Origin of the sequence: Saccharopolyspora pogona (genome assembly GCF_014697215.1) — a bacterium.
In the GTDB taxonomy this organism is placed as follows: domain Bacteria; phylum Actinomycetota; class Actinomycetes; order Mycobacteriales; family Pseudonocardiaceae; genus Saccharopolyspora; species Saccharopolyspora hattusasensis.
Genome location: NZ_CP031142.1, coordinates 5,955,614 through 5,970,751 on the forward strand (window position 1 = coordinate 5,955,614; position 15,138 = coordinate 5,970,751).

Annotated in this window: 12 protein-coding genes and 1 pseudogene; 4 read left to right on the top strand and 9 right to left on the bottom strand. The window is 70.6% G+C overall.

The window, feature by feature from the left end; translation table 11 throughout:
* Positions 1 to 135: 135 nt before the first annotated feature.
* From DL519_RS27610 to DL519_RS27635, 6 genes are all read right to left on the bottom strand, one after another.
* On the bottom strand, positions 136 to 990 hold the full coding sequence (locus tag DL519_RS27610) for an FAD binding domain-containing protein (protein ID WP_190819077.1): 855 nt from the start codon (positions 988 to 990) through the stop codon (positions 136 to 138).
* The gene (locus DL519_RS27615) at positions 987 to 3,419 is read right to left on the bottom strand and encodes a xanthine dehydrogenase family protein molybdopterin-binding subunit (RefSeq protein WP_190819079.1); all 2,433 of its coding nucleotides are present in this window, start codon (positions 3,417 to 3,419) and stop codon (positions 987 to 989) included. The genes DL519_RS27610 and DL519_RS27615 overlap by 4 nt, the downstream gene beginning before the upstream one ends.
* Positions 3,416 to 3,997: a (2Fe-2S)-binding protein gene (locus DL519_RS27620; protein WP_190819081.1), complete on the bottom strand. Its 582-nt coding sequence runs from the start codon at positions 3,995 to 3,997 to the stop codon at positions 3,416 to 3,418. Before DL519_RS27620 ends, DL519_RS27615 begins: the two co-directional genes overlap by 4 nt.
* A gap of 342 nt (positions 3,998 to 4,339) precedes the next feature.
* Positions 4,340 to 5,458, bottom strand: a complete 1,119-nt coding sequence (locus DL519_RS27625) for an XdhC family protein (protein WP_190819083.1) — start codon at positions 5,456 to 5,458, stop codon at positions 4,340 to 4,342.
* Between the two features lie 176 nt (positions 5,459 to 5,634).
* Positions 5,635 to 6,786, bottom strand: coding sequence for a vWA domain-containing protein (locus tag DL519_RS27630; protein ID WP_190819085.1), 1,152 nt, complete (start codon positions 6,784 to 6,786; stop codon positions 5,635 to 5,637).
* An 84-nt stretch (positions 6,787 to 6,870) separates the two neighbouring features.
* Positions 6,871 to 7,758, bottom strand: coding sequence for an AAA family ATPase (locus tag DL519_RS27635; RefSeq protein WP_190819087.1), 888 nt, complete (start codon positions 7,756 to 7,758; stop codon positions 6,871 to 6,873).
* A gap of 259 nt (positions 7,759 to 8,017) precedes the next feature.
* On the opposite strand from DL519_RS27635, the gene DL519_RS27640 reads away from it, so the two are divergent.
* The 3 genes and pseudogenes from DL519_RS27640 to DL519_RS49020 form a co-directional block, all read left to right on the top strand.
* A complete protein-coding gene (locus DL519_RS27640; RefSeq protein ID WP_223839621.1) occupies positions 8,018 to 8,431 on the top strand; it encodes an SRPBCC family protein in 414 nt (137 codons plus the stop codon).
* Positions 8,397 to 8,954, top strand: coding sequence for a suppressor of fused domain protein (locus DL519_RS27645; protein ID WP_190819089.1), 558 nt, complete (start codon positions 8,397 to 8,399; stop codon positions 8,952 to 8,954). Before DL519_RS27640 ends, DL519_RS27645 begins: the two co-directional genes overlap by 35 nt.
* Positions 8,955 to 9,325: 371 nt before the next feature.
* Positions 9,326 to 9,409 (top strand): annotated as a pseudogene (locus DL519_RS49020) (PspC domain-containing protein); the annotation flags it as partial.
* Positions 9,410 to 9,521: 112 nt separating this feature from the next.
* On the opposite strand, the gene DL519_RS27655 reads toward DL519_RS49020, so the two are convergent.
* Positions 9,522 to 11,537 carry a beta-N-acetylhexosaminidase family protein gene (locus tag DL519_RS27655; protein ID WP_190819091.1) on the bottom strand — a complete coding sequence of 672 codons (2,016 nt, stop codon included), beginning with the start codon at positions 11,535 to 11,537 and terminating at the stop codon, positions 9,522 to 9,524.
* Positions 11,538 to 11,667: 130 nt separating this feature from the next.
* On the opposite strand from DL519_RS27655, the gene DL519_RS27660 reads away from it, so the two are divergent.
* Complete coding sequence (locus DL519_RS27660) at positions 11,668 to 12,351, top strand: hypothetical protein (RefSeq protein WP_190819093.1); 684 nt, start codon at positions 11,668 to 11,670, stop codon at positions 12,349 to 12,351.
* Here the strand turns inward: DL519_RS27660 and DL519_RS27665 are convergent.
* Together DL519_RS27665 and groL are read right to left on the bottom strand one after the other, a co-directional pair.
* Complete coding sequence (locus DL519_RS27665) at positions 12,341 to 13,000, bottom strand: copper homeostasis protein CutC (protein WP_190819094.1); 660 nt, start codon at positions 12,998 to 13,000, stop codon at positions 12,341 to 12,343. The genes DL519_RS27660 and DL519_RS27665 overlap by 11 nt on opposite strands.
* A gap of 289 nt (positions 13,001 to 13,289) precedes the next feature.
* Entirely contained in the window at positions 13,290 to 14,918 is a 1,629-nt protein-coding gene (groL, locus tag DL519_RS27670) for a chaperonin GroEL (RefSeq protein WP_190819095.1), read from the bottom strand.
* Between the last annotated feature and the right edge of the window lie 220 nt (positions 14,919 to 15,138).

Consider the following 15,138-nt stretch of genomic DNA (forward strand, 5'->3'; position numbering starts at 1 on the left):
CCCAGCCCGCGCGGCTGGTGCCTACCCTATTTGGATCATTGCGGTTGACGCACCCGTATGACCTGCGCGACCGCCCGTGAGCCTTTCGAGTTGCCGGGGCGGCTCGAAAGGCTCACGGGCGGCTTCGCCTGGGGCCTAGCCGCCCGCCGCGGCGAGCACGGCGCGGCCGGTGAGGACCTCGGCGAGGTGCTCGCGGTAGTCGACGTCCGCGCTGGCGTCGGACGCCGGGCTGGTGCCCACGGCGGCGTGCCGGGCTGCCGCCCGGATCGCGTCCGCCGTGGCGGGCTGACCGACCAGGGCCTGCTCGACGCCGCGGGCGCGGATCGGCGTCGGCCCCATGTTGGTCAGGCCGATGCGGGCCTCGGCGATCGTCCCCGCGGACACCCGCACCGCGGCTGCCACGCCGACGATCGACCAGGCCTGGGCGACGCGGTTGAACTTCTCGTAGTGCGCGCTCCACCCCGTCCACTTCGGCATCCGCACCTCGACCAGCAGCTCGCCGGGTTCCAGCGCGGTGGTGAAGTAGTCGACGAAGAAGTCCGCCGCGGGCACGGTGCGCCGCCCGGACGGCCCGGCCAGCACCATTTCGGCGTCCAGCACCAGCGCTGGGGCCGGCAGGTCGCCCGCCGGGTCGGCGTGCGCCAGCGAGCCGCCGAAGGTGCCGAGGTGACGCACCTGCGGGTCGGCGACCGTGCGGGTGGTCAGCGCGAGCAACTGCGCGTGCTGCTGCACCAGCGGATCGCGCATGACGTCATGGTGCGTGGTCATCGCGCCGATGACCAGCGCGTCGCCTTCCTCGCGCACGCCGCGCAGGGCGGCGATGCGGCCGAGGTCGACGACCAGCTGCGGGTCGGCCAGCCGCATCCGCAGCACCGGCAGCAGGCTCTGCCCGCCCGCCAGCACCTTCGCGTCTTCCCCGGCCTCGGCGAGCGCGGCGACCGCTTCCTCCACTGTGGAGGGCGCGACGTAGTCGAACTGGGCGGGAATCACCGGTTACCTCCTTGGACGTCCATCGAGCCGAGTCCGCCGCCGGCTTCCGGCGCGGTGACGCTGCTTTCGCGGGCACCGGTCACGGCCCGCCACACCCGCTGCGGCGAGCACGGCATCTGCACGTCGTTGACGCCCATCGGCCGCAGGGCGTCGACGACCGCGTTCACCACCGCCGGGGTCGAGGCGATGGTGCCCGCCTCACCGACTCCCTTGACGCCCAGCACGTTCGACGTCGCGCGGGTTTCGGTGCGGTCGGTGATGAACTCCGGCAGGTCGGCGGCCGACGGGATCAGGTAGTCGGCCAACGTCCCGGTCGTCAGCGTGCCGGTCTCGTCGTAGACGGCCTCCTCGAACAGGGCCTGCGCGATGCCCTGCGCCAGCCCGCCGTGCACCTGGCCCTCCACGATAAGCGGGTTGATCACGGTGCCGATGTCGTCGACGCAGACGTACTTGCGGATCTTGACCTCGCCGGTCTCGGTGTCCACTTCGGTCGCGCACAGGTGGGTGCCGTGCGGGAAGGAGAAGTTCTCCGGGTCGAACGTCGCGTCGGCGTCCAGGTTCGGCTCCACCCCTTCCGGCAGGTCGTGCGCGGCGAACGCGGCGAGCGCGACCTCGGCGAGCGCGGTGCCGCGGTCGGTGCCTCGGACCCCGAACCGCCCCGAGGCGAACTCGACGTCGTCGTCGGCGCATTCCAGCAGGTGCGCCGCGATCTTCTTGGCCTTCTCGACGACCTTGTCGGCGGCGCTGACGACCGCCATGCCGCCGACGGCCAGCGACCGCGACCCGTAGGTGTCCATGCCCTTCGGCGAGATCTGCGTGTCGCCGTGCAGCACCTCGACGTCCTCGAACGGGACGCCGAGCCGGTCGGCCGCGATCTGGCTCCACGCCGTCACGTGCCCCTGCCCGTGCGGCGAAGTTCCCGTGACGACCTCGACCTTCCCGGTCGGCAGCACCCGGATCGAGGCGTGCTCCCAACCGCCCGCGCCGTAGGACAGCGAGCCCAGCACCCGCGACGGCGCCAGCCCGCACATCTCGGTGAACGTCGAGATGCCGATGCCCAGCTGCACGGGATCGCCGGAGCGCCGCCGCTCCTCCTGCTCCTCGCGAAGCGCCTGGTAACCGAACAGCTCCACGGCCTTGTCGGTGGCGGCCTCGTAGTTTCCGGAGTCGTAGGTCAGCCCGGCGACCGTGTCGTACGGGAACTCGTCGTGCGCGATCCAGTTCTTCCGCCGCAGCTCCATCGGGTCCACGCCGAGTTCGGCGGCGAGCTCGTCCATCATCCGCTCGATGGCGAACGTCGCCTCCGGCCGGCCCGCGCCGCGGTAGGCGTCGGTCGGGGTCTTGTTGGTGAACACGTTGGTACAGCTGAAGTGGTAGGCGGGGATCTTGTAGATCGCGTTGAACATGAACGCGCCCAGGATCGGGATACCCGGCGTGACCAGCCGCAGGTAAGCGCCCATGTCGGCGAGCAGCCCGACCTTCAGCCCGGTGATCTTGCCGTCGCGGGTCGCCGACATCGACAGCTTCTGGATCTGGTCGCGGCCGTGGTGCCCGGAGACCATCGTCTCGGAGCGGGATTCGGTCCACTTCACCGGTCGGCCGAGCTTGCGGGCCAGCACGAAGGCGATGACCTCCTCCGGCGTCACCTGCAGCTTGCCGCCGAACCCGCCGCCCACGTCCGGCGCGATGACGCGGATCTTCTGCTCCGGCACGCCGAGCGACATGGACAGCATCAGCCGCAGGATGTGCGGCACCTGGGTGGCCGACCACATGGTGATCTGCTCGCCGGTCGGGTCGACGACCACGGAGCGCGGCTCCATGAACGCCGGGATTAGCCGCTGCTGCCGGAAGGTCCGGTCGACGCGGACTTCCGCGCTGCTCAGCGCCTGTTCGACGTCGCCGCCGGTGCCCGCCTCGGCCGAGTCGAACGTCCAGGTCGCGTTGCGGTTGGTGCCCAGGTCGTCGTGCACCAGCGGCGAATCCGGCTGCAGCGCCGCTTCCATGTCGAGCACGACCGGCAGGTCCTCGTAGTCGACGTCGATGGCGTCCAGCGCGTCGCGCGCCTCGGCCGCGCTGCGCGCCGCCACCACGGCCACCGCTTCTCCGGCGAAGCACACCTTGTCCACGGCCAGCGGCGGCGCCGCCGGGGCCTTCATGTCCTCCGTGATCGGCCACGCGCACGGTAGGCTGCCCTGCTCATCGGCGATGTCGCGGCCGGTGAAGACCGCTGAAACGCCGGGCATCCGCCGCGCCTCGTCGGTGTTGATCGCCGTGATCCGGGCGTGCGCGACCGGGCTGCGCAGGATCGCCAGGTGCAGCGTGCCCATCGGGGTCAGGTTGTCGGTCCAGCGGGTGCGGCCGGTGATCAGCCGCGCGTCCTCCTTGCGTTTGCGGGCGCGCCCGAGCTCGGGTTCCAGGACCGATGTCATGACTGCCGACCTCCCGTCACCCTCGTCTCGACGTGCTCGTCAGCCGGCGTTCGCGGGACGGGAGCTTGTGACTGTGCTTCTCCGGGGGCGTGCTCCACCGCGGGGCCGGCGCCCGGCTGCATGCGCTGCGACGCGTCGCGGACCGCGCGGACGATGTTCTGGTATCCGGTGCAGCGGCAGAGGTTTCCCTCCATGCCTTCCCGGATCTGCTGGTCGTCGGGTTCGTGCACCTCGGCGAGCAGGTCCAGGGCCTGCATGATCATCCCGGGCGTGCAGAACCCGCACTGGAGGGCGTGGTTGTCGTGGAACGCCTGCTGCAAGGGGTGCAGCCGGCCGTCTTGGGCGAGCCCCTCGACGGTGGTGACGTCGTGCCCGTCGGCCTGCACCGCAAGCACCGAGCACGACTTCACGCTGTGGCCGTCCAGGTGGACGGTGCACGCGCCGCAGTTGCTTGTGTCGCAACCGACGACGGTGCCGACTTTGCCCAGGCGTTCGCGGAGGTATTGGACGAGCAGCATGCGCGGCTCGACCTCATCGGTGTATTCGGTGCCGTCGACGTTGACGGTGATGCGCGGCATTTGGGCGGCCTCCTCGGAGGAACTGGCCCGCGGTGCGCGGACGGTCGGAAACGGACTGCTCCGCCTGGGTGACGGGCGTCACCCGTGAGCCTGCTACGCCGACCGATCGCGAGCAAGCGCGCTCACGAGTGATGGTGAACAAGCCCCTCGACTTCGGAGAGTCGCACGCCGCGACCGCGGCCACTGCGGGTGCCGCGGCCACTGCCTCGCCCGGCGGCTCGGTCCGTCCGCGATTTCCATGGAAATCGCCGGGTCCGAGTTCAATGGAAATTGCGGAAGTTGTCCACAGCCGTACGAGGTTGTCCACAGCCGTCGGCGTGTCGTGACGTCGAAGACGAATGCTCACGAATGGTGGTGGATGGGCCCCTCGACATCGGAGAGCCGCACGCCGCGGCCGCCCCAGCGCAGCGCGATCAGCTCGGCCGCGATGGACACTGCAGTCTCCTCCGGGGTCCGCGCGCCCAGGTCCAGGCCGATCGGCGAGGACAACTTGGCGAGCTCGTCCCCGGTCAGGCCCTGCTCGCGCAGCCGTCGCAGGCGGTCCTCGTGGGTGCGGCGGGAACCCATCGCCCCGACGTAGCCCAAGTTCTGCCGCAGCGCAGCCTCCAGCACCGGCACGTCGAACTTCGGGTCGTGGGTGAGCACCATGACTGCGGTCCGCTCGTCCAGGCGCCCGGCCTCCGCCTCGGTGGCCAGGTAGCGGTGCGGCCAGTCGACGACCACGTCGTCCACGCCGGGGAACCGGCTGTGCGTGGCGAACACCGGCCGCGCATCGCAGACCGTGACCCGGTAGCCGAGGAAGGCGCCCATCCGGGCCATCGCGGAGGCGAAGTCGATCGCGCCGAACACCAGCATCCGCGGCGGCGGCTCGAAGGAGTTCACGAACACCCGCAGCCCTTCACCACGGCGCTGCCCTTCCGGGCCGTACTCGATGACGCCGCTGCGGCCGCTGGCCAGCATGCCGCGCGCATCGTCGACGACCGCGTCGTCTATCCGCGCCGATCCGAGGCTGCCGCTGGTGCGCTCGCGCCATACCAGCAGGTGTGACCCGACCTTGCTCTCATCTGGGTGCTCCAGGACGGTCGTGACCGCGACCGGCTCCTCGGCCCGTACCGAAGCCGCGACGGAATCGAGCTCCGGGAAGGTCACGCGGTCCACCCGCTCCACGAAAACGTCGAGGATCCCGCCGCAGGTCAGGCCCACGGCGAAGGCGTCGTCGTCGCTGACTCCGTAGCGCTGCAGGACCGGATCGGCGCCTTCCAGCACGCCGGTGGCCTCCTCGTAGACCGCGCCCTCGACGCAGCCGCCGGAGACGCTGCCGACGGCCTCGCCACCGCTGGTCACCAGCATCGACGCCCCGGGCGGCCGCGGCGCCGACCGGAACGTCGCGACCACGGTGCCCAGCCCGACGGCCTCGCCCGCTTCCCACCGCTTGGTCAACTCGTCCAGCACGTCACGCACAGCGCACCTCCGCTTCCTCAACGCCTCCCGGCGCAGCGCCATTTCCGCCGGACCGCAACTCCGGCGCGTCGCCGGGCTTGGGGGATGGGGCGAACGGCCTGTTTACCTCGCCTATTGAGGCGAACGGTCCGTTCGCCCCACCGGGCCGTGCCGGAATGCGTGCCCCGACTACCCGGTCAGTTCTGCCCAAGTCCGACACTTCGCTCCTCCGGTGCCATCCCCGGCTGGGACAACCGGCGCACCCACGACCACACGTCCTCCAGCGAACGCAGGCTGTGTCCCGCCACCATCCGGTCAACGTGCGGCATGGCCGCGACAATCCCGGACTGCACCGGCTGGTAACCGTCGTGCCCGGCGTGCGGGTTCGCCCAGATCACCGCCCGAGCCAACCGCCGCAACCGCCGCATCTGGTCGCCCAGCTCGGCCGAGTCGCCGCGCTCCCAGCCATCGGAGAACAGCACGACGACCGAACCGCGCGCGATGCCCCGCTGCCCCCACCGGTCCAGGAACACCCGGAGCGTCTCGCCGAGCCTGGTGCCACCGGAGAAGTCCGGCACGGCACGGGAAGCCGCCAGCAGCGCGGCCTCCGGATCGCGCTGCCGGAGCTGCCGGCTCACCCGCGTCATCCGGGTGCCCAACGTGAAAACCTCGGTGCTGGCGGGCGAACGCCGAACCACGACGTGCGCGAACCGCATCAGCGCATCCGCATACGGGCTCATCGACCCCGAGACGTCGATCAGCAGCACCACCCGGCGCGGTCGCCGAGAACGCTTCTGGCGCTGCAACCGCAACGGCTCGCCACCGGAACGCAGCAGCTCGCGGAGCGTCGCGCGCGGGCTGAGCGGGCCGCGCTTGCTGCGGCGATGCCGCAATGCGGGGCGCAACGGCGGCTCCGGGCGCAGCACCGCGAGCATGCGCCGCAGGTGCTCGCGCTCCGCCGCACCGAGCTCCGCGAGGTCGCGACGGCGGAGCACCTCGGCTTCGCTGGCGGCGGCGGCAAGCGGCTTGTCCGCGTCGCCGTCCTGGTCGCCGCCATCAGCCGCGGAGAGCGCAGCGATCCGCGCCGGACGCGGCAGCGGACGGCCCGGCGACTCGGCGGGCAGCGCAGCGCCGCCGAACCAGCAGCCGAAGGCGGCGTCGTAGCGCGGAACGTCGTCCGGTTCGGAGCACAGCGTGATGCGGCCGGCCCAGTAGACCGCGGAGCGGTCGTCGAGGCCGACGTGCTCGGTGGCGGCGAGGAAGGCCTGGACGCGGGTGGGGCCGCAGGCCATCCCGGAGTGCCGCAGGGCGCGGGCGAACCCGACCAGGCCGGTCGCGGTGTGCTCCATCAGCCCCCTCCTGAACGTTCCGCTTCGATGGTCCGCAAGTTCCATTGAAATCGAAGGTTCGATTTCAATGGAAATTGCGGACGGTCAGGGCGCCACGACGCCCGCGGCGCGGACCCTTTCGACGTCCTCCCGGTACTTCAGCACCGCGCCCAGCGTGGTCGCGGCGATCTCGGTGTCCAGTTCGTTCTGGTCCAGCGCTCGCAGCGCCTGCGCCCAGTCCAGCGCCTCCGCCACCCCGGGCGGCTTCAGCAGCTCCATCTGCCGCATCCGCTGCACCGCCGCGGCCACCTGCTCCGCTAGCCGGGCTTCCAGACCCGGCAGGCGGCGTCGCAGGATCGCCACCTCCCGCTCCAGGTCCGGATGCTCCAGCCAGTGGTAGAGGCAGCGGCGCTTCAGCGCGTCATGCACTTCGCGGGTCCGGTTGGACGTCAGGATCACGATCGGTGGCTGCGGCGCCCGCACCACTCCGAACTCCGGAATGGTCACCGCGTATTCCGACAGCACCTCCAGCAGGAACGCCTCGAACTCGTCGTCGGCGCGGTCGATCTCGTCGACCAGCAGCACGCAGGGCGACTCCTGCAACGCGCGCAACAGCGGCCGCGCCAGCAGGAACCTCGGCGTGTACAGCGAAGATTCCGCGGCGTCGGCGTCCATCTCGCCCGCGGAAGCCGCCTCCAGGGTGCGCAGGTGCAGCAGTTGGCGCGGGAAGTCCCAGTCGTAGAGCGCTTGCGCGGCGTCGATGCCCTCGTGGCACTGCAACCGGATCAGGTCCACCCCGAGCGCCGTGGCCAGCGCCTGCGCCAGCGCCGTCTTGCCGGTGCCGGGTTCGCCCTCGCACAGCAGCGGGCGGCGCATCCGCATCGCTAGGAAGGCCGCCGTCGCAATGCCTTCGTCGGGCAGGTAACCGGTCTCGTCCAACGCCGTCGCGACCTCGGCCGGGGATTTCATGTCGAGCGTGTCATCCACCGCCATGCCGCCGAGCGTATGCGAACAACCGGCCCCAAGGCGATCATCCGGCAAGCAAGTCCCGGACCGCGTCGCCCACTGTGCCAACCTCCAAGGCGGGGATCGGCTCGCCGCGCACCAGGTACCGCTGGACCACGGCGTAGGGCAGGTCGATCACCGCGAGCCGGTAGGCGGCTACCGGTCGACGAGGTCACCGCCGGAGCGCTGATCGACTCGCTGGCGAGCCCGCACGACGAACTGTGGCCGCACGACGAGTGGCCCCGCGATGCGGTTCGACCGGCCGCTCGGCGTGGGCGCCGCGGGCGGTCACGGCCCGGTCCGCTACCAGGTCGTCGCATACGTGCCCGGCCGCTGGATCCGGTTCCGCTTCACCGCACCGCGCGGCTTCGATGGGATCCACGAATTCACCGTGCACCGCGAATCCGACGGCACCTCGCTGCACCACCTGCTGTCCATGCACGCCCGAGGCCCCGCGCGAATCACCTGGCCGATCCTCTGGCGACCGCTGCACGATGCGGTGCTCGAGGACGGCCTCGACCGCGCCGAGCGGAAAACCACCGGAACCGTGCGCGCACCGGCCCGCTGGTCGTGGTGGGTACGCTTGCTCGTTTCCGTAAGATCACGGGGGTTTCGGAGGTTGGTGCATGAGCCGGTTCAGCGGGTTCCCCGCGCACGTTGAGACGCACATCGGCCGGGTCCGCGGTGCCGACAGCCGGGACGCCAACGGCCGCGATCGGGGCTACCACCTCGTCTACTGCGACCACCCGGACGGCGCGCACGTTTCGGTGCTGACCAGCGGCCTGCGCGACCGCACCGCGGGCGCGCCGCTGCCGCAGGAGCTCGTGTGCACGTTGCAGGCGGGCCAGGAGCTCTACGCGCGGCACCTGACCGGCGTGATCGCCGAGCTGCTGGTGGAGAGCAACAGCCGGGTCGGCTACGGCGCGCTCATCATGAACGACCGGATCCTGTTGCCGGACACGGAGATCTGCGGCGCGCTCGCCGCACCCCACCCCTACCTCGACGACTCGTTCGACGTCCTGCTCAGCGATGCCGGCGAACCGGTCCTCCAGCTGATCACGCTGGTCCCGATCACCCGGGACGAGGCGCAGCTGGTGGCCCGCTACGGCCGAGACGCGCTGTACGACCGCTGGGAGCGGGAGAGCTCCAACCTCCTTGACATCCACCGTCCCTCCGCTACTTGACTTGTTCGAGGACTCGTTTGCATGGCGGCGCAAGTGGCGGAATCTCGGACGCCGCCTGGACTCCAGGATCCTCGACTCACGCATGACCAATACGCCACGACGGGACTGTCCTCGCCAGACCCGTGCGCGGTTTTGGGCGCTATAGCACCGAAAAGCGCTCACGGGACCTACCCGCGCGACGCGGCGGCCTCAGGGGTCGGCCACCGGCGAATCCGGGTCGGGTCGGGGTTGTACCCGAGGCTTTCCGCGCCCCCGCAGCGCAGGCTTGAGGCATGACCGAGAACATCTCCTCCATCAGCAGCAGCCAGCCCACCGACGACAGAACCGCCGAGCGGCCGACGTGGAAGTTCCGGCGGAGCCGGGACGACGCCATGATCGCCGGCGTCTGCAGCGGCATCGCCAAGGACCTCCGCGTCGACGCCGTGCTCCTCCGCGTCCTGCTGGTCGCCGCCACGCTGCTCGGCTTCGGCGCCGGGATCGTGATCTACCTGGTCTGCTGGGTGCTCGTCCCCAGGAATGACCGGCATCCCGACCAGCAGTCTCAATTGAAACTGAAACTGCGCGACGTCACCGGATGCCGGGCGCCTGTTCGACGAACTTGTCCAGGACGCCGTCGCCGACCAGGACCTGCCCCTGGGGGCGGACCTCGCCGGGCGGGGTGCGGATCTGCTTGGCCCGATCCGCGAACTGCCGCGCCGCGGCGAAGTGCTCGAAGGTGCGCCCCTCGTCGCCGTCCGCCCGCGCCTGCAGGCCGTCCATCGTGGCAACCAGCGCGTCGCCCCAGAGTTCGGTGGCCGTCAGCCATTGCTTCACGTCGCCGGCGAAGTCCGCCGGCGCGCCCTTGCCGATCTGCTCCGGGGCGTCCGCGATCGCCTGCGCGTAGCCGCGCAGCTCCCGCACCGCGCCCGCGCGATCGCCGCGCTCCCAGTCGGCGCGGAACTCCTCGATCCCCCGCGCCAACTCCGGCGCCTGCGGCAGCCACGGCCGGCCGCTGGGCAGCGGCGCCATGTGCTCCAGGTCGAAGAACACCATCAGCGCATCAACGGTCGCCGGGTCGGCGACCAGCCCGGGCTGCCCGGCCACCCGCTTCCCCGCCAGGTACTCGGCCGCCGCCCGCCAGGCCCGCTGCGGGTCGAAGGCCGCGTCGTTCCAAGCGAAATCGGCCGCGCCGAGCTCCACGACCTTGCTCGCCGCCGCCAGGTTCATCGGGTTGGACACGTCGCCGACGAGCTGCCCGCTCAACCCCCGCTCCCGCTTGTCGTACGGGCCGAGCAGCACCCGCCCGACGGAGCCGTCGAAGTCGTTGACCGGGTAGTTGTCCCACAGGAAGAGCTTGCGCCCCCAGACCTTCTCGGCCTGCTGCGCATCGGAAACGGTGATCTGACGCGGGATCACGCCGTCGCCGGTCCACATCACCACCACCCGCGGGTCGAGCGCCGAGCGGATCGCGGTCTTGTACGCCGAGTCCTCCACGTCGGAGTACTCGGTCGGCACGAACTGCAGCGGCGCCACACCGGGATGCGCGTCGACGAACTCGCGCTGCACGCGGTTGAGCAGCTCCACCTGCGCCTTCCCGGCCGCGCCCTCGGACGGCTGGCCGTACTTCGCCTGGTCGCCCGGGCAGTTCCAGCGGGTGTAGGAGATATCGTCCAGCGGCACGGAGAAGTCGCGGACGCCCTCGTCGTACACCGCTTGCAGCTTCGCCAGCAGCGCGCGGAAGTCCGCGTCGTCGCTGTAGCAGATGGAGGTGCCCGGCGAGAGGGCGAAGGTGAACTTCACGTGGTGCGCCTGGGCCTGCCGGATCAGCTCCTGCACCTGGGCGAGCTCGTCCGCCGGGTACGGCTCGCGCCACTTCTCCCGGTGGTACGGGTCGTCCTTGGGCGCGTAGATGTAGGTGTTCATCTTGACGTCGCCGTAGAAGGCCAACTGGTCCATGCGCTCGGCGTGCGTCCAAGGTGGACCGTAGAAGCCTTCGACGGCGCCGCGCAGCGGCATCGACGGGTGGTCCACGATGCCGACCCCGGAGATCCGGCCCGGCGAGGCGATCTGGCGCAGCGTCTGCACGCCGTAGTACGCGCCGGCCGCGTCGGATGCGCCGATGAACAGGATCGGGCGGTTGCCGCCTCGCCCGGCCAGCACGTAGCCCTCCGGCGGCAGCGGCGCGGGTGCGGCGTAGCCCAGCTCTTGCAGGCCCTTCACCACCGACGGCGAGTTCCGGTCGCCGATGCGGATGCTCAGGACGCTGTCGTCGGCGGGCGCGCCGGGCTCGCGCACCGTCACCCCGCTCGCCCCGGCGAGCGTCAGCACCTGGACCGCGAGGTCGCGGGTGGGCTGGTCGACGAGCGGATCGACGACCACTTCGACCCTGCCCCGCACCGGGATGTCGTCGCCGAGCCGCTTCATCTCCTGCGGCTGCGGCGTGACCTGCGGCAGGCCGGTCGCGGGTAGCGACTGCGGCGGTGGCGCGGTCGGCGGCGGCGCGGTCGGCGGCGGCGCCTGCGGCGCAGTGTTCGTGCAACCCGCCAGCGCCGCACTCGTGAGCGCCACGACCAGCGCCGACCACCGGACCTTTCGACCGAGCATGTCCCCTACCTCAACCTGGACTCCCACCGGCCCCCCAGGACATCACACGCCGATTACGCCCGCCGACGCACCCAAAGCTAGACACTCCGAAATCATTCGTGATAGAAATGATTTCGTAAACGAACAATACATGAAGGCGGAGATCGCCATGAACACCCAACAGGCCCCATCCCGGCAGGTCGGCCCGCCGCTGCTGATCGTCGGCATCGTCTTCGTCGCGCTGTTCCTGGCCGGACTGGTCATCTCGACCGCGATGGCGGGCGGCGCGACCTACCCGAGCCCCTTCGACGCGCCAGAGATCGTCGAGCGCTACCTGACGGCGCACGGCGGGGCGGCGGCGGTCGCCGGGTTCTTCCAGCTCGCCTCGGCCTTCCCGCTGCTGGTGTTCACCGCGACTGCGGTGCACCGCCTGCGCGCCACCGGCGCGTCCGTGCCCGGCACCTACATCGCGCTGGTGGGCGGCGTGCTCAGCGCCGGATTCACGATCCTCAGCGGGCTGTTCCAGTGGGCCGTCTCCCGGCCGGTCGTGCTGAGCAGTCCCGACGCGATGCACCTGGCCCACCAGGTGTCCTTCGGCCTCGGCGGGCCGGCCTACGCGGCATCCTTCGGCCTGCTGGCGGCCGGGCTCTCGGTGCCGGTGCTCATCATGCGGCGCGGGCCGCGCTGGGTTGGCTGGCTCGGCCTGGCCGTCGCCGCCGCCGGCATGCTGTCCACGCTGACGCTGATCGTCCCGGCCTTCTCCTACCTGATCCCGCTGACCCGGTTCCCCGGTTTCATCTGGCTGATCGCGATGGCCGCGACGCTCAGGCGGTGAGGTCTCGCCAGCTCCGCACCCGATCCGCCCGCACCGACCCGTCGGCGCGGGCACCGGTGCCGATGTGGAAGGCGCGCGCCCCGGCGGCCCGCAGGTCGGCGACGTGCTCCTGTCGCAGGCCGCCGCCGACGAGCAGTGTCACGCCGTCGATGTCCTGCCGCGCGGCGAGTTCGCGCAGGTCGGCAAGGCCCTCGTCGACCCCGCCGGGGGAGCCGGCGGTGAGCACGGTGTCCGGGCCGAGCGACACCGCGTGGTCCCAGGCGAGCCGGTACTGGGCGGAGTGGTCGACCGCACGGTGGAAGGTCCACGGGCAGCCGGCGAGCTCTGCGACGACATCGCGGGTCGCGCCGACGTCGACCTGGTCGTAGTCGTCGAGGAACCCGAGCACGAACTCCTGCGCCCCGGCCGCGCGCAGCTCTCCGACCCGCCGCCGCAAGGCGTCGATGTCCGCGGCGAAGTCGGGCTGATCGCGCACCATGACCCGAACCGGCAGATCCGTCGCCGCGAGCACGCTGCGGACGGTGGCCGGATCCGGTGTGAGGCCGTCGGCGAGCAGCTCCCGCACCAGCTCCAGCCGGTCGGCGCCACCCTGCTGAGCGGCCTCAGCTTCGGCGGCGTCGAGCACGATCACTTCCAGCAAAGCACCCACACCGGCACCGTAACCGGACGCTGGAAGACTGTCGACGTACACTTGTTTTCGCTGGTCAAGACCCATGAGTCCGTTAATCGCGACCCCAAGGACAGTCCGTCGGCTCTCGGCGAGGGGGTCGCAATTTCCATTGAAATCGAAGGTCCGATTTCAATGGAAATTGCGTGGGACGGAGACCGGACGGCGTGTGAGGTTCCGCCTCGCAGGACGAGCCTGGAAACAGCCCCGAACGACCGAAGGGCCGCCCCCGAACGGGGACGGCCCTTCGAAAACGCGGCAGCAGCGTGGATCAGAAGTCCATGCCGCCCATGCCACCGGTCGGGTCCGGAGCGCCGGCCTTCTCCTTCTCCGGCTTGTCCGCGACCACGGCTTCGGTGGTCAGGAACAGCGCGGCGATGGAAGCGGCGTTCTGCAGCGCCGAGCGGGTGACCTTGGCCGGGTCGAGGACGCCGGCCTGGACCAGGTCCTCGTACTCGCCGGTCGCGGCGTTGAGGCCGTGGCCGGAGGTGAGGCCCTTGACCTTCTCCGCGACGACGCCGCCCTCGAGGCCGGCGTTGATGGCGATCTGCTTCAGCGGAGCCTCGACGGCGATCTTCACGCTGTTGGCGCCGGTCGCCTCGTCACCGGTCAGGTTGAGGCCGTCGAAGGCAGCCTGCGCGGCCTGCAGCAGCGCGACGCCGCCACCGGCGACGATGCCCTCCTCGACCGCGGCCTTGGCGTTGCGGACCGCGTCCTCGATGCGGTGCTTGCGCTCCTTGAGCTCGACCTCGGTCGCCGCACCGGCCTTGATGACGGCCACGCCGCCGGCCAGCTTGGCCAGCCGCTCCTGCAGCTTCTCGCGGTCGTAGTCGGAGTCCGAGCGCTCGATCTCGGCGCGGATCTCGTTGACCCGACCGGCGATCTGCTCGTCGTCGCCGGCACCCTCGACGATGGTGGTCTCGTCCTTGGTGACAACGATCTTGCGGGCGCGGCCCAGCAGGTTCAGGTCCGCGTTCTCCAGCTTGAGGCCGACCTCTTCGCTGATGACCTGGCCACCGGTCAGGATCGCCATGTCCTGCAGCATCGCCTTGCGGCGGTCACCGAAGCCGGGGGCCTTGACGGCGACCGACTTGAAGGTGCCGCGGATCTTGTTGACGACCAGGGTGGCCAGCGCCTCGCCCTCGACGTCTTCGGAGATGATCAGCAGCGGCTTGTTCGCCTGCATGACCTTCTCCAGCAGCGGGAGCATGTCCTTGACGTTGGAGACCTTGGAGCTCAGCAGCAGGATGTACGGGTCCTCCAGGACCGCCTCCATCCGCTCCGAGTCGGTGACGAAATAGGGCGAGATGTAGCCCTTGTCGAAGCGCATGCCCTCGGTGAGCTCCAGCTCCAGGCCGAAGGTGTTGCTCTCCTCGACGGTGATGACGCCTTCCTTGCCGACCTTGTCCATCGCCTCGGCGATCAGCTCGCCGATCTGACGGTCGCCGGCCGAGATCGCGGCGGTGGCGGCGATCTGATCCTTGGTCTCGATCTCCTTGGCGTTCTTGAGCAGCTGCTCGGCGATCGCCTCGGTGGCCTTCTCGATGCCCCGCTTCAGGGCGATCGGGTTGGCGCCGGCCGCGACGTTGCGCAGACCCTCGCGCACCAGCGCCTGGGCCAGCACGGTGGCGGTGGTGGTGCCGTCACCTGCGACGTCGTCGGTCTTCTTCGCGACCTCCTTGACCAGCTCGGCCCCGATCTTCTCCCACGGGTCCTCGAGCTCGATCTCCTTGGCGATAGAGACACCGTCGTTGGTGATGGTCGGCGCGCCCCACTTCTTCTCGAGCACGACGTTGCGGCCCTTCGGCCCGAGCGTCACCTTGACGGCGTCAGCAAGGGTGTTCATGCCGCGCTCTAGACCGCGGCGGGCGTCCTCGTTGAACGCGATCATCTTGGCCATTGCGGTGTGGTCCTCCACCTGTCTGGACGCCGCGGTGGTGGGTTTGCGCACCCCACGGCAGGACTCGTGCTCGGCCAGGCTCGGTGCCCGCGACGGACGACCGTGCGGCGGCGCCGTCGGGTGGCACCGCCGGAGACGGCCTCACCGTCCCGACCTGGCACTCAACCTTGCTGAGTGCCAATACCGTGTTTAGCACTCTCACCGGTCGAGTGCAAGCGAC

Bases quoted from the DNA above. Each gene is read 5' to 3' on its own strand.
- DL519_RS27660 (WP_190819093.1), top strand. From the start codon at position 11,668: ATGAAGGCGGAGATCGCCATGAACACCCAACAGGCCCCATCCCGGCAG.
- groL (WP_190819095.1), bottom strand. From the start codon at position 14,918: ATGGCCAAGATGATCGCGTTCAACGAGGACGCCCGCCGCGGTCTAGAG.
- DL519_RS27635 (WP_190819087.1), bottom strand. From the start codon at position 7,758: ATGGCGGTGGATGACACGCTCGACATGAAATCCCCGGCCGAGGTCGCG.
- DL519_RS27645 (WP_190819089.1), top strand. From the start codon at position 8,397: ATGAGCCGGTTCAGCGGGTTCCCCGCGCACGTTGAGACGCACATCGGC.
- DL519_RS27640 (WP_223839621.1), top strand. From the start codon at position 8,018: ATGCGGTTCGACCGGCCGCTCGGCGTGGGCGCCGCGGGCGGTCACGGC.
- DL519_RS27615 (WP_190819079.1), bottom strand. From the start codon at position 3,419: ATGACATCGGTCCTGGAACCCGAGCTCGGGCGCGCCCGCAAACGCAAG.
- DL519_RS27655 (WP_190819091.1), bottom strand. From the start codon at position 11,537: ATGCTCGGTCGAAAGGTCCGGTGGTCGGCGCTGGTCGTGGCGCTCACG.
- DL519_RS27630 (WP_190819085.1), bottom strand. From the start codon at position 6,786: ATGGAGCACACCGCGACCGGCCTGGTCGGGTTCGCCCGCGCCCTGCGG.
- DL519_RS27620 (WP_190819081.1), bottom strand. From the start codon at position 3,997: ATGCCGCGCATCACCGTCAACGTCGACGGCACCGAATACACCGATGAG.